This is a genomic window from Streptomyces sp. SAT1 (assembly GCF_001654495.1).
Taxonomy (GTDB): Bacteria; Actinomycetota; Actinomycetes; order Streptomycetales; family Streptomycetaceae; genus Streptomyces; species Streptomyces andamanensis.
The window spans coordinates 1,679,201-1,692,813 of record NZ_CP015849.1 but is presented as its reverse complement, the minus strand read 5'-3'; the positions used below and the strand labels follow the sequence as shown (position 1 = coordinate 1,692,813).

Annotated in this window: 12 protein-coding genes; 7 read left to right on the top strand and 5 right to left on the bottom strand. The window is 74.0% G+C overall.

The window, feature by feature from the left end; translation table 11 throughout:
* Positions 1-95: 95 nt before the first annotated feature.
* Entirely contained in the window at positions 96-1,919 is a 1,824-nt protein-coding gene (locus A8713_RS07440; protein WP_064532391.1) for a lytic transglycosylase domain-containing protein, read from the top strand.
* Positions 1,920-2,018: 99 nt separating this feature from the next.
* On the opposite strand, the gene hrpB is transcribed toward A8713_RS07440, so the two are convergent.
* The gene (gene hrpB / locus A8713_RS07435) at positions 2,019-4,547 is read right to left on the bottom strand and encodes an ATP-dependent helicase HrpB (RefSeq protein WP_064532390.1); all 2,529 of its coding nucleotides are present in this window, start codon (positions 4,545-4,547) and stop codon (positions 2,019-2,021) included.
* 79 nt (positions 4,548-4,626) lie between these two features.
* A complete protein-coding gene (locus A8713_RS07430) occupies positions 4,627-5,583 on the bottom strand; it encodes a class I SAM-dependent methyltransferase (RefSeq protein ID WP_237305314.1) in 957 nt (318 codons plus the stop codon).
* A 226-nt stretch (positions 5,584-5,809) separates the two neighbouring features.
* On the opposite strand from A8713_RS07430, the gene rpsA reads away from it, so the two are divergent.
* Positions 5,810-7,312 carry a 30S ribosomal protein S1 gene (gene rpsA, locus A8713_RS07425; protein ID WP_018567566.1) on the top strand — a complete coding sequence of 501 codons (1,503 nt, stop codon included), beginning with the start codon at positions 5,810-5,812 and terminating at the stop codon, positions 7,310-7,312.
* Between the two features lie 118 nt (positions 7,313-7,430).
* Here the strand turns inward: rpsA and A8713_RS07420 are convergent, their stop codons facing one another.
* Positions 7,431-8,405, bottom strand: a complete 975-nt coding sequence (locus A8713_RS07420) for a right-handed parallel beta-helix repeat-containing protein (protein WP_064532388.1) — start codon at positions 8,403-8,405, stop codon at positions 7,431-7,433.
* Between the two features lie 237 nt (positions 8,406-8,642).
* Here A8713_RS07420 and A8713_RS07415 point away from each other — a divergent pair, with 237 nt between their 5' ends.
* From A8713_RS07415 to A8713_RS07405, 3 genes are all read left to right on the top strand, one after another.
* Complete coding sequence (locus tag A8713_RS07415; RefSeq protein WP_026252497.1) at positions 8,643-9,581, top strand: PAC2 family protein; 939 nt, start codon at positions 8,643-8,645, stop codon at positions 9,579-9,581.
* 56 nt (positions 9,582-9,637) lie between these two features.
* Positions 9,638-10,258 (top strand): dephospho-CoA kinase, encoded by a 621-nt coding sequence (gene coaE / locus A8713_RS07410; RefSeq protein ID WP_064532386.1) that lies wholly within the window; start codon positions 9,638-9,640, stop codon positions 10,256-10,258.
* Between the two features lie 88 nt (positions 10,259-10,346).
* Entirely contained in the window at positions 10,347-10,727 is a 381-nt protein-coding gene (locus A8713_RS07405) for a tetratricopeptide repeat protein (RefSeq protein WP_064532384.1), read from the top strand.
* A gap of 32 nt (positions 10,728-10,759) precedes the next feature.
* Here the strand turns inward: A8713_RS07405 and A8713_RS07400 are convergent, their stop codons facing one another.
* Together A8713_RS07400 and A8713_RS07395 are read right to left on the bottom strand one after the other, a co-directional pair.
* Complete coding sequence (locus A8713_RS07400; protein WP_064532382.1) at positions 10,760-11,014, bottom strand: DUF6343 family protein; 255 nt, start codon at positions 11,012-11,014, stop codon at positions 10,760-10,762.
* Positions 11,015-11,145: 131 nt separating this feature from the next.
* Positions 11,146-11,736 carry an RNA-binding S4 domain-containing protein gene (locus A8713_RS07395; RefSeq protein ID WP_064532380.1) on the bottom strand — a complete coding sequence of 197 codons (591 nt, stop codon included), beginning with the start codon at positions 11,734-11,736 and terminating at the stop codon, positions 11,146-11,148.
* 56 nt (positions 11,737-11,792) lie between these two features.
* Here A8713_RS07395 and A8713_RS07390 point away from each other — a divergent pair, with 56 nt between their 5' ends.
* The gene (locus A8713_RS07390) at positions 11,793-12,500 is read left to right on the top strand and encodes a uracil-DNA glycosylase (RefSeq protein ID WP_064532378.1); all 708 of its coding nucleotides are present in this window, start codon (positions 11,793-11,795) and stop codon (positions 12,498-12,500) included.
* A 97-nt stretch (positions 12,501-12,597) separates the two neighbouring features.
* Positions 12,598-13,566 (top strand): prolyl aminopeptidase, encoded by a 969-nt coding sequence (pip, locus tag A8713_RS07385; RefSeq protein WP_064532377.1) that lies wholly within the window; start codon positions 12,598-12,600, stop codon positions 13,564-13,566.
* The last annotated feature ends 47 nt before the right edge of the window (positions 13,567-13,613 follow it).

Genomic DNA, 13,613 nt, shown 5'->3' with positions numbered 1-13,613 from the left:
CACAAGGGCAACCAGTACCGCGGGTCAACCGTCACAACAGGGCGAACACACAGGAACAGAGGGACGCTCGGGCGTTCACGGGAGGGGTTCACTCCATGGCGGCGCATTTCGGCAGGAGGCTGTACAAAGGGGCGGCGACCACGGCTGTGGCCGCGGTCGCGGTCGCGGCGCTCTCCGCTTCGGAGGCTCCCGGTGTGACGGCCGGCGACGACGGCAGACAGACGGCGGCCGGTGCGTCCTCCGCCCCCGACACCGCCGCGGGCGCCGGGGACACCGCGACCGGTGACACGCAGTACTACACGGACCTGCCGCCGCTGAAGAGCCCCGAGCCCGTCACCGGCACCGGCACGGGGAGCGGCACCCCCGCCGCCGGCGGCCCGGCCGAGGCGGGCATACCCGCCACCGTGCTCGACGCCTACAAGAAGGCCGAGTCCGAGCTGCGGACCGCCAAGCCGGGCTGCAACCTGCCCTGGCAACTGCTCGCCGCGATCGGCCGGGTCGAGTCCGGCCAGGCCCGCGGCGGCCAGGTGGACGCCCAGGGCACGACGCTCACCCCGATCCTCGGCCCCGTCCTCGACGGCAGCGGTTTCGCGCACATCAGCGACACCGACCACGGCGCCTACGACGGCGACAGCACCTATGACCGCGCGGTCGGCCCCATGCAGTTCATCCCCTCCACCTGGAAGTGGGCGGGCCGGGACGGCAACGGCGACGGCAAGAAGGACCCCAACAACATCTACGACGCCGCCCTGGCCACCGCGCACTACCTGTGCCGCAACGGCTGGGACCTGTCGGACCAGGCGGACCTGAACAGCGCGATCCTCAGCTACAACCACTCGCAGGAGTACCTGAACACCGTCCTGTCCTGGCTGGAGTACTACCGCAAGGGCACCCACTCCGTGCCGGACGGCACCGGCCAGCTGCCGAGCCACAGCAGTGGCGGCGGCACCCCCGGGACGTCGCCCACGAACCCCTGGCAGCCGACCGTGCCGACGACCGGCGCCGGGAAGTCCGGCAAGCCGGGCACACCGGCCGAGCCGGGCAAGCCGAGCACCCCGAGCAAGCCTGCCAAGCCGGGCAAGCCGGGCGGCGGCTCCCCGACCGAGCCGCCCACCAAGCCTCCGACGCCCCCCACCAAGCCCTCCACGCCCACCGACACCGTGGACCACCTGAAGGACGCGGGCACGGGCGAGCTGACGGCGAGGGCCGGCGACGCCTTCGCGCGGAGGATCAGCGCCCGCGCCGAGACCAAGGCCGGCAAGGCGGTCGCCAAGGTCAGGATCCGGTTCGTGATCGGCGGTGACACCGACGCCGCCTTCGCGGGGGGCGAGAAGGTCGCCACCATCGTCACCGACGCCTCCGGTACGGCCGTCGCACCGGCGCTCCAGGCCGGTGAGAAGACGGGCTCCTTCACCGTGCAGGCCCTGCTCGTGGGCCGCACGGTCGCCGCCGTCCAGTACAAGGCCACGGTCACCGCGCGCGCCGCCGACAAGCTCGCCCGCACCGGCGACACACCGCTGCTCTGCACGCCCGGCGGCACCTTCGCCGACCAGATCGAGGTCAAGGCCACCTACAAGGGCGCCGTCGCGGACCGGGTCGCGGCCACCGCCACCCTGGTCAAGTCCGCCGAGGACGGCACCGAGAACGACAAGGGCCCCTACTTCAAGGGCGACGACGACAAGCCCGTACGCACCCTGACGGACCTCAGGACCGACGACAAGGGTTTGCTCAAGCTGCCCGAGCTGTACGCGGACGACACCACCGGCACCTTCCTGCTCCGCATCACCACCACCGGTGGCGCGACCCTGACCGTGGAGCTGAAGGTCGCGGCGGACGGCACCGCCGAACCGTCACCGGACCCGTCCGGTTCCCCGTCCACGTCCCCGTCACCGTCCGGGTCCCCGTCCACCGGCTCGTAGGCCGCGCGGCGGCACCGGCACATCACCGGGGCGCCCCCCTCCCGCACCGGCGCGGGAGCGGGGCGCCCCGGCGCGTGCGGCCCGGGACCGGCCGGCGGGTCAGCGCCGCAGCCGGGCGTTGGTGTGCCGGGTCGGCTCGGCGGTCGCCGGGTCCTCGGGCCAGGGGTGCTTCGGGTACCGCCCGCGCAGCTGAGCCCGTACGCCCTTGTAGCCGTCCCGCCAGAAGGACGCGAGGTCGGCGGTGACGGCGACGGGACGGCCGGCGGGGGAGAGCAGGTGCACGAGGACCGGCATCCCGGCCACGGCGGGCGAGGCGTCCAGCCCGAACATCTCCTGGAGCTTCACCGCGAGCACCGGCCGCTCGGGATCGCCGTAGTCGACCCGGACGGCCGACCCGCTGGGCACGGTGATCCGCTCCGGGGCCAGTTCGTCCAGGCGGGCCGCCTCCCCCGAGGCCCAGGGCAGCAGCCGGGACAGCCCCTGCCCGGCGTCGATCCGCGCGAGGTCCGCGCGGCGGCGGGCACGGCCGAGTTCCGGCTCCAGCCACTCCTCCACGCGCGCGTGCAGGGCGTCGTCGCCCACATCGGGCCAGGGCGCGCCGAGCCGCCGGTGCAGGAAGGCGAGCCGCCGCCGCAGCGCCTCGGCCCCCGGCGACCAGCGCAGCAGCCCCCAGCCCTCCTGACGCAGTCCCTGGAGCAGCGCCTCGCGCACGAGCGCGGGAGCGGGGTCGGTGAGGGGCCGTGCCCTCAGCTCCACCGCACCCAGCCGTTCGACCCGCCGCGCGACGACGTCCCCGCCGGCCCAGCCGACCTCCTCCCGCTCCTCGTGCAGCGCCCCGGCCGCACGCCGGGCGATGTCCTCGTCGACGGCCGCGGCGAGCTGCACGCGCGCGTGCCCCCGGCCCAGCGGCCGGTCGGCGACCGCGACGGCGAGCCACGGCGACCCGCGCAGCGCGGACCCCTCGGCCGGCTCCGCCCGGGTGCCGGAGACCATCAGGTACGAACCGCCGTCCAGCCGCGCCACCCGCTCGGGGAAGGCCAGCGCGGCGACCAGCCCGGCCACGTCCTCCTCCCGGCGCCCGCCGGAGGACTCCGCCGCGCGTCCTTCCGGGGCGGGCGCCGCGGACCCCTTCGCCGCGGCCCGCAGCCGCCGCACCTCCGTGCGCCACCGCCCCGCGTACGGGTCGCCGCCGCGCCGGGCGGCGCGCAGCGCGGCCGCGAGATCGTCGCCGTACTCCCGGGGCACCTCCTCGCTGAGCAGCGCGACCACCTCCGCGGCCCGCTCCGCCGCGTCACCGGCGCCCGCGTCGAGCAGGGCCCGTCCGAGCCGGGGATGCACGCCGAGCCGGGCCAGCCGCGCACCGCGCTCCGTGGCGCGCCCGTCCGGACCGACCGCGCCCACGGCGGCCAGCACCTCCCGCGCCGCCGCCATCGCCCCGGCGGGCGGCGGATCGAGCAGGGCGAGCCCGGAGGCGTCCGGGTCGCCCCAGCAGGCCGCCTGAAGGGCGAACGCGGTGAGGTCGGCCACCTTGATCTCCGGCGCCGGGAACCGCGGCAGGCGGCCGTCCTCGGCCTCGGTCCAGCACCGGTACACCGTGCCCGGCGCCTCCCGTCCGGCCCGGCCCGCCCGCTGCCGTCCGGCCGCCTGCGAGGCCCGTACGGTCGTCAGCGCGCTCAGCCCGCGCGCGTGGTCGACCCGAGGCTCCCGGGCGAGCCCCGCGTCCACCACGACCCTGACGCCGGGCACCGTCAGCGAGGACTCCGCGACCGACGTGGCGAGCACCACCCGGCGCCGCGTCCCGGGTGCCAGCACCGCGTCCTGCACGGCCGCCGGGGCCCGTCCGTGCACCTGGAGCACATCCGTGCCGTCCAGGTCCTTCAGCGCGCCCGCGACCCGGGCGATCTCGCCCGCGCCCGGCAGGAAGCACAGCACGTCACCGGTCCGCTCGGCCAGCGCCCGCCGCACCACCGACCCCACGTGCGCGAGCAGCGCGGGATCCACCCGCATGCCGTGCGGCGGCCGCACCGGGCGCGCGGGCGGCGCCCACACCACCTCCACCGGGTACGACACACCGGCCGCCTCGACCACCGGCGCCCCGCCCAGCAGCCGCGCCCAGCCCTCGGCGTCCGTGGTCGCCGACGCGGCCACGAGCCGCAGCTCCGGCCGCAGCGCCTCCCGTACGTCGCACAGGAACGCCGCGGCCGTGTCCGCGTCCAGATGCCGCTCGTGGCACTCGTCGAGGACCACCGCGTCCACGCCGGCCAGCTCCTGGTCGCGCTGGAGGCGCTGGAGCAGCACACCGGTGGTGACGACCTCCACGCGCGTGCGCGGCCCGACGACGCGTTCCCCGCGGACGGTGTGGCCGACGCTCCCGCCGGGCCGTTCGCCCAGCAGCCAGGCCATCCGCCGGGCCGCGGCGCGCGCCGCGATCCGCCGCGGCTCGGCCACGACCACCCGCCGGGCCGGACCCCCGCCGGTCAGCCCGGCCAGGGCGAGCGGCACCAGCGTGGTCTTGCCGGTGCCGGGCGGGGCCACCAGGACGGCACTGCCGTGCCCGTCGAGCGCGTCGTTCAGGGCGGGGAGGGCCGCGCGCACGGGGAGCGCGGCCAGGGCGTCGTCACGGATCACGCCCCCAGTGTCGTACGGGTACGGGAACGCCCTCCACGCGCGCGTGGAGGGCGGACGGGAATCGCGGTCCGGGCCGGGGTCAGTCCCGCTCGCAGACGAAGATCGCCGTCCCCGGGATGAGGTGTCCGCGCAGCGGGGACCAGCCGCCCCACTCGGAGGTGTTCCAGTCGGGCCACTCCGGTTCGACCAGGTCCACCAGGCGGAACCCGGACGCGACCACGTCGCGGACCCGGTCGCCCAGGGTGCGGTGGTGCTCGACGTAGACCGCGCCGCCCTCCTCGTCCTGCTCCACGTAGGGCGTGCGGTCGAAGTAGGAGGCGGACACCGACAGACCCTCCGGGCCGGGCTCGTCGGCGAACGCCCACCGGATGGGGTGCGTCACCGAGAAGACGAACCGCCCGCCCGGTCGCAGCACCCGGCGCACCTCCCGCAGCACCAGCCGCGGGTCGGCGACGAAGGGCAGCGCCCCGTACGCCGAGCAGGCCAGGTCGAACGAACCGTCCGCGAAGGGGAGCACGGCGGCGTCCGCGCACACGAGGGGGAACGGTCCGCCGATGCGCAGCGCGTGCTGGAGCTGGCGGTGGGAGAGGTCGAGGGCGACCGGACGCGCGCCCTGCCCGGCCAGCCAGCGCGAGCACTGGGCCGCGCCGGCGCCGATCTCCAGGACGTCCTTGCCCTTCAGGTCCTCGGGCGGACCGAGGAGTTCCGCCTCCACCTCGTCCAGGCCCTCGGGACACCACACGAAGCGCTCGTCGCCGAGGAACGTGCCGTGCTCGACCTGGTACTCGTCGGCGTTCCGGTCCCACCAGCCGCGGTTGGCGCGGGCGCTCTCGGCGACACCGGCCGCGCGTCGGGTGGCCTCGGGCTCGCACAGTTCGGACTCTTGGATGATCGGCTCCCTCGTACTAGTCTGCGGGCTCTTCCGTGCGCCCTCGTGGCGCGCGCCGCCGGGGGCGTTCCGGTGCCGGTAGGGCCCCGGAGGGCGGTTCCTGCGCCGGGAATGCGGTGTTCGCCCCGGGTGTGCGGCTTCGCGCATTGACCCTGCCCGGCTGCCCCCGTATGCTACAAGTTGCGCTGCGGGCCTGCGCGCCTCAGACGGAGCAGGCTGCGCTCGCATCTGTTGTATGTCCCCTCGGTTCTCGAGGCGCCACCAGCGGTTTTGTGTGGCGCTTCCTTGGCTGTCCGGCTTCTGCAGAGCGAAACGGGCTCCCGGCGTAAGCAGTACCTACGACTTCAATGTCCGTACCGGAGCCCTTTCCCACATGACGAGCAGCACCGAGACCACCGCCACCACCCCGCAGGTAGCGGTCAACGACATCGGTAACGAGGAAGCATTCCTCGCCGCGATCGACGAGACGATCAAGTACTTCAACGACGGCGACATCGTCGACGGCGTCATCGTGAAGGTCGACCGGGACGAGGTCCTGCTCGACATCGGTTACAAGACCGAAGGTGTCATCCCGAGCCGCGAGCTCTCGATCAAGCACGACGTCGACCCGAACGAGGTCGTCGCCGTCGGTGACGAGATCGAGGCCCTTGTCCTTCAGAAGGAGGACAAGGAAGGCCGCCTGATCCTCTCGAAGAAGCGCGCCCAGTACGAGCGTGCCTGGGGCACCATCGAGAAGATCAAGGAAGAGGACGGCATCGTCACCGGTACCGTCATCGAGGTCGTCAAGGGTGGTCTCATCCTCGACATCGGCCTCCGCGGCTTCCTCCCGGCCTCCCTGGTCGAGATGCGCCGTGTCCGCGACCTCCAGCCCTACGTGGGCAAGGAGCTCGAGGCGAAGATCATCGAGCTGGACAAGAACCGCAACAACGTGGTCCTGTCCCGCCGTGCCTGGCTGGAGCAGACCCAGTCCGAGGTCCGCCAGACGTTCCTCACGACCCTCCAGAAGGGTCAGGTCCGCTCCGGCGTGGTCTCCTCGATCGTCAACTTCGGTGCCTTCGTGGACCTGGGTGGCGTCGACGGTCTGGTCCACGTCTCCGAGCTGTCCTGGAAGCACATCGACCACCCCTCCGAGGTCGTCGAGGTCGGCCAGGAGGTCACGGTCGAGGTCCTCGACGTCGACATGGACCGCGAGCGCGTCTCCCTGTCGCTGAAGGCGACCCAGGAAGACCCGTGGCAGCAGTTCGCCCGCACCCACCAGATCGGCCAGGTCGTGCCCGGCAAGGTCACGAAGCTGGTGCCGTTCGGTGCGTTCGTCCGCGTGGACGAGGGCATCGAGGGTCTGGTCCACATCTCCGAGCTGGCCGAGCGCCACGTGGAGATCCCGGAGCAGGTCGTCCAGGTCAACGACGAGATCTTCGTCAAGGTCATCGACATCGACCTCGAGCGCCGTCGCATCAGCCTCTCGCTGAAGCAGGCCAACGAGTCCTTCGGTGCCGACCCGTCGGCGGTCGAGTTCGACCCGACCCTGTACGGCATGGCCGCGTCCTACGACGACCAGGGCAACTACATCTACCCCGAGGGCTTCGACCCCGAGACCAACGACTGGCTCGAGGGCTACGAGAAGCAGCGCGAGGAGTGGGAGCGCCAGTACGCCGAGGCGCAGACGCGCTTCGAGCAGCACCAGGCGCAGGTCATCAAGTCCCGCGAGGCGGACGAGAAGGCCGCTGCCGAGGGTGGCGACACCGCGGGTGGGGCTCCGGCCGCGTCCGGCGGTGGCGGCTCGTACTCCTCCGAGGGCGGCGACACCTCCGGTGCGCTGGCTTCGGACGAGGCCCTGGCGGCCCTGCGCGAGAAGCTGGCCGGCGGCCAGAGCTGACCGCTCGCCGTCAGGCGCCCGCAGTAGTGCACGACCGCGGCCCGTACCCCCTGTGTGGGGGTGCGGGCCGCGGCCTTGTGTGCGCGCGGGACCGGCCGGTGCCCGGCGGTGCCCGTCCTCACGGCGTCGGCGTCACCTCGATGTTCGTCAGGCCCTTCCCGCCGGTCACCGTGTTGCTGTCGTAGACGGTGGTCGGACAGCTCGTGCTCCGGCCGGTCACGTCGACGGCCAGCCGGGTCGGGCCGGTCGCACCCGTCAGAGTCGACTTGTTGCCACGGAACACCGTGCCGCAGCCCCAGCCGGACTGCTGGGTGTGGGTCTGGTAGCCGTCGTTCGTGGTGCGGGTGCCGGTGTTGTCCTGGACCAGGACGCCGTTGCCCTTCACATCGACCCAGGAGTCGTCGTAGTTGGCTCCGGTGAATCCGCTGCCGTCGAACGTGTTCCCGACGATCCGGGCGCCGGTGGTGCCCTCCTTGATGTCGACGTTCTCGCCCCCGACACCGGGCCCGATGGTGTTGCCCAGGATCTGGATGTTGTCGCTGCGGTCCGAGAGCGTGTTGGCGGTGCCGACGTAGACGCCCTCGCCCATGCCCCGGCCGTCGTGCCCGGTGTCGTAGATCCGGGAGTTCCGGATGACGCCGTCCGTGCTGGAGTTACGGAAGTGGACGCCCTCCATGTCGAGGTCGTGCACGGTCACACCGTCCACGATCACGCCCCGCGCGGCGTCGATCATGATTCCTTTCTGGCCGCCGGTGACGGCCAGCCCGCTGACCGTCCAGTACGACGCGCCGTTCAGGTGCAGTCCGTAGCCGCCGCCCGCGGTGAGCACGGCCCCGGCCGAGCCGGTCAGGGTGATGCGGGCGCCGGAGGTGGCCGCCCGGGTGGCCTTGAAGTTGCCGGTGTACGTGCCGTCGGCGAGGTGGATCGTGTCGCCCGGGGCCGCCGCGGACAGCGCCGCCTTGAGCTGGGCCGCGGTGGAGACCTCGACCACCGGGGCGGCCGCCCGCGCGCCCGGGGCGCCCAGGAGCGGGGCAGCGAGGGCCGCGGTGACGGTGAGCAGGGAGGTGAGCGACGTGCGGGAACGTCTGCGCATGGGGGAGCCTTCCTGTGATCACGAAGACTGGCGGGTGCGGGCGGTGCGGGTTCGCGTACCTGAACCGAGAGCGGCCACATGAACCATGGGCCGCTCCGGGACCGTAAGAGAGAGGCATGAGCGCGTCAAGAGTGCCGGTGTGGCGCGCCGGGAGCCGCGCGACGGCACGCGGCAGCGGGGAATGCCCGCGCCCCGCTCCTCGTTGTGAACCGATGAACACGAGGAGGGGCGATCACAGTGCTTGATCCGCAGGGTTTGTACACATGGGAGCCGAAGGGCCTGGCGGTCGTCGACATGGCGCTCGCGCAGGAGTCGGCCGGCCTGGTCATGCTCTACCACTTCGACGGCTACATCGACGCGGGGGAGACCGGCGACCTGATCGCCGGCGGGCTGCTCGACTCCCTGCCCCACCAGGTCGTGGCCCGCTTCGACCACGACCGGCTCGTGGACTACCGCGCCCGCCGGCCGCTGCTGACCTTCAAGCGCGACCGCTGGAGCGCGTACGAGGAGCCCTCCATCGAGGTGCGCCTCGTCCAGGACGCCACCGGCGCGCCGTTCCTGCTGCTGTCCGGGCCCGAGCCGGACGTCGAGTGGGAGCGTTTCGCGGCGGCCGTACGGGAGATCGTGGAGCGGCTGGGCGTACGCCTCGCCGTGTCCTTCCACGGCATCCCCATGGGCGTCCCGCACACCCGCCCGGTCGGCCTGACCCCGCACGGCAACCGCAGCGACCTCGTCCCCGGCCACCGCAGCCCCTTCGAGGAGGCCGAGGTGCCCGGCAGCGCCGCCGCCCTGCTGGAGTACCGGCTCATGGAGGCCGGGCACGACGTCCTGGGCGTCGCCGCGCACGTACCGCACTACATCGCCCGCTCGCCGTACCCGGACGCGGCCCTGACCGTGCTGGAGGCCATCACGGCCGCCACCGGCCTGGTGCTGCCGGGCCTCGCCCACTCCCTGCGCAACGACGCCCACCGCACCCAGACCGAGATCGACCGGCAGATCCGCGAGGGCGACGAGGAACTGACCTCCCTCGTCCAGGGCCTTGAGCACCAGTACGACGCGGCCGCCGGCGCGGAGACCCGCGGCAACATGCTCGCCGAACCCGTCGAGATCCCCTCGGCGGACGAGATCGGCCGGGAGTTCGAGCGGTTCCTGGCCGAACGGGAGGGCGAGAACTGACCGCCCCCGCCGGGCCCGCCGCCCTCGCCGCCCGCGCCAGGCCCTAAGCTGCCGCCATGCTGAAGGTGGGCCTGACCGGGGGCATCGGAGCCGGTAAGAGCGAGGTGTCACGGCTGCTCGTGGAGTGCGGGGCGGTGCTGATCGACGCCGACCGCATCGCGCGCGAGGTGGTCGCCCCGGGCACACCGGGACTGGCCGCCGTGGCCGACGCCTTCGGCCCCCAGGTGCTCGCCGCCGACGGCAGCCTGGACCGCCCCCGGCTGGGCGCCGTGGTCTTCGCCGACCCGGAGCGGCTCGCCGTCCTCAACGCGATCGTGCACCCCCTGGTGGGGGCCCGCGCGCGCGAACTGGAGGAGGCCGCCGCCGAGGACGCCGTCGTCGTCCACGACGTCCCGCTCCTCACCGAGAACGGCCTGGCCCCCCTCTACGACCTCGTGATCGTCGTCGACGCCCGCCCCGAGACCCAGCTCGACCGGCTCGTACGGCTGCGCGGCATGACCGAGGAGGACGCACGCGCGCGCATGGCCGCGCAGGCGACGCGCGAACAGCGCCTGGAGATCGCCGACATCGTCATCGACAACGACGTACCGCTGGACCGGCTGCGCGAACGGGTGCGCGAGGTCTGGACGCGACTGGCCGGCAGGGCGCACACCGCACCGGCCGGCGGCCGGGAGTAGCCCGCGCGCCCCGGCGCGGGCCGCGACCGCCGGAATACGGTTGCCCGGTCGGGGCGTTGGACCCCTCCAGCAAGGGAAGGACTCAGCCGTGCCCGAGACCAGCGGTTCCCCCGGACGTACTCCGGAGACGCATGTCATCGACTTCCGCGCCGCCGAACACCTGCTCGCCGCGCGGGACCCACAAGGCGCGGTGAAGCTGCTCGACGGCGTCATCGCCGCGCATCCCGAGAACACGGCCGCCCGGCTGCTGCGCGCCCGCGCCTTCTTCGCCGCCGCGCAACTGAGACCGGCCGAGCTGGAGTTCACCATCGTCCTGGAGCGGGAGCCGGACAACGCGTACGCGCACTTCGCGCTCGCCCGCACCTACGAGCGGCAGGGCCGGCCCGACCAGGCCAAGCGCCACTTCCGGCTGGCCGCCGCGCTGGACCCCAACCCGGAGTACCTGCAACGGGCCAAGTTCGACACCTGACCGGGCCGGTTGGTTCCGTGGGTGTGGCGCCCTCAGTCGGGCGGCCGGTACGGGGGGACGTCACGGCCCGGCTGGTAGTGCGGACCCTGACGCAGATGACGGAGGATGACCGCGAAGTCGACCGCGATCACCAGCCACAGCGCACCGCAGGCCGCCGCCCACCCCGGCCGCCCGACCAGCACGAACACGGCCACGCCGAACATCGCCCAGGCCAGCCCCCACACGCTCAGCCAGAACCGCGCCCGCAGAGCACTGCGCGCGGTCGTCGGTTCACTGCCCGTACGCATCGCCGCTCACCATTTCTCCCTGCCAACGTACTCTCCGCGCGGCGGCGGCGCGGCGGCGCGAGGAGTACGGCGGCTCCGGGAGCGTGACGGCCGTGACGGTGTGTCGGTGGGGTGGCGGGGCGGTGGGGTGGTCAGTGGCTCCGCGGACGGCCCTGCGGACCGCTCGGACCGTCCAGGGTGCCCATGTCGCGCAGCCGCTCCAGCTCCCGGCGGTCGCGCTTGGTCGGCCGTCCGGCCCCGCGGTCGCGCACCCCGGCGGGCGCGACGGCCTCCCGGGGCGGGGGCGGCGGGGAGTTGTCGACGTAGCACTGGACGGCCACGGGCGCGCCGACCCGTTTGCGGATCAGCCGGGTGACCACGACGATCCGCTCCCGGCCCTCGCCGCGCAGCCGCACCTCGTCACCGACGCGGACGGAGTGCGCGGGCTTGACCCGCTCGCCGTTCACCCGCACATGGCCGCCCCGGCAGGCGGTGGCGCCGACGGAGCGGGTCTTGACCAGGCGGACGGCCCAGATCCAGCTGTCGATCCGCACGGTCTCGCCCGCGCCCGGACCGGCCGCCGCAGCGGCGGCCACGGCGGCGGCGACCCGGGGATCGACGGCGGCCGTCCCCGCAGCGGTGCCGTCCTCGTGCCCCTGCCCGTCCGCGCCGCCCTGGCGCTCGCCGTCCCCGCCCGGGGCGCCCCTGTCCTGGTCGCGGTCCATGTCGTCTCCCGAAGCCATGGACCCGACCTTAGCCGCCCGGACCCGCCGGCTCCGGAGGTATTTACGGTGGAGGCATGGACAGCAGCAGTCTCGACGCTCTCGACCGGCGCATCACCCGCTGCCGGGCCTGCCCGCGCCTGGTGGCCTGGCGCGAGGAGGTGGCCGAGACCAAACGGGCCGCCTTCGCCGACTGGACGTACTGGGGCCGCCCCGTACCGGGCTTCGGCCCCCCGGACGCACGGCTGCTGATCGTCGGACTCGCCCCGGCCGCGCACGGCGCCAACCGCACCGGCCGCATGTTCACCGGGGACCGTTCCGGCGACGTCCTGTACCGGGCGCTGTACGACGTGGGCCTGGCCTCCCGGCCCACCGCCGTCCGTGCCGACGACGGCCTGGAACTGTACGGCGTGCGCATCACCTCGCCGGTGCACTGCGCCCCGCCCGCCAACAAGCCGACCCCCGGCGAGCGGGACACCTGCCGGCCCTGGCTGGTCCAGGAACTGCACCTGCTGCGGCCCACCCTGCGGGCGGTGGTGGTGCTCGGCGGGTTCGGCTGGCAGGCCGCGCTGCCCGCGTTCACCGAGGCGGGCTGGACGGTGCCCCGGCCCCGCCCCGCCTTCGCGCACGGCACCCGGGTGGCGCTCCCCGGCCTCGACCTCTTCGGCTGCTTCCACGTCAGCCAGCGCAACACCTTCACCGGCCGCCTCACCCCGGCGATGCTCCGTGACGTCCTGCGCACGGCGGCGGACGCGGCGGGGCTGGAGACGAAGCCGGAGGAATGACCGCGCGGGCGGCGAGGACAGGACAGCAGCCCCGGGCACGGGAGGCGCGGCGGAAAACCGGGGGACGGCGCCGCCACGCCCCGGCTAGGGTGCGCCGATGCCCCTCTATCCGGAGACCGAACCGTACGACCACGGCCTGCTCGACGTCGGCGACGGCAACCACGTCTACTGGGAGACCTGCGGCAACCCGGACGGCAAGCCCGCGCTGGTGCTGCACGGCGGCCCCGGCTCCGGCTGCACCCCCGGCCACCGGCGCTACTTCGATCCGGCCGTCTACCGGATCGTGCTCCTCGACCAGCGCGGCTGCGGGCGCTCCGTGCCGCACGCGAGCGCCCACGACACCGACATGAGCGTCAACACCACCCGGCACCTCCTGTCCGACCTGGAACTGCTGCGCCGGCACCTGGGCATCGAGCGGTGGCTGGTGTGGGGCGCCTCCTGGGGCTCGGTCCTGGGACTGCGGTACGCCCAGACCCACCCCGGGGTGGTCTCCGAGCTGGTGCTCACCGGGGTCGCCACCGGTTCGAACGCCGAGGTGGCCCTGCTGACCCACGGACTGGGCAGGTTCTTCCCCGACGCCTTCGCCCGCTTCCTCGCCGAACTGCCCGAGGACGCCGACCGCACCGGCAACCTCGCCGCCGCCTACAGCCGACTGCTCGAATCGCCCGACCCGGCGGTGCGCGCGCGGGCGGCGCGGGCCTGGACCGACTGGGAGACGGCGATCGTCCCCGCCCCGCCGCGTTCCGTGCCCCGCTACGAGGACCCGGTGTTCCGCATGGCCTTCGCCCGCACCGTCACGCACTACTTCGGCAACGACCACTTCCTCGGCCCGGACAACGACGAGGGCGTGGTCCTGCGGGACGCCCCCCTGCTGGCGGGCATCCCCGGCACCCTCGTCCAGGGCGGCCTCGATTTCGGCAACCTCCTCGGCATCGTCTGGCGCCTGGAGCGGGCCTGGCCGGACAGCGAGCTGGTGCTCGTGGACCGGGCCGGGCACCACGCGGGCGCCCCCGGGGTGGTGGACGTCCTGGTCGCGGCCACGGACCGGTACGGCGTCCGTGGCTGACGCGGCCGCTCCGGCCCTGCGGCGGCTGCCTGCGGACGCCTGCCGGT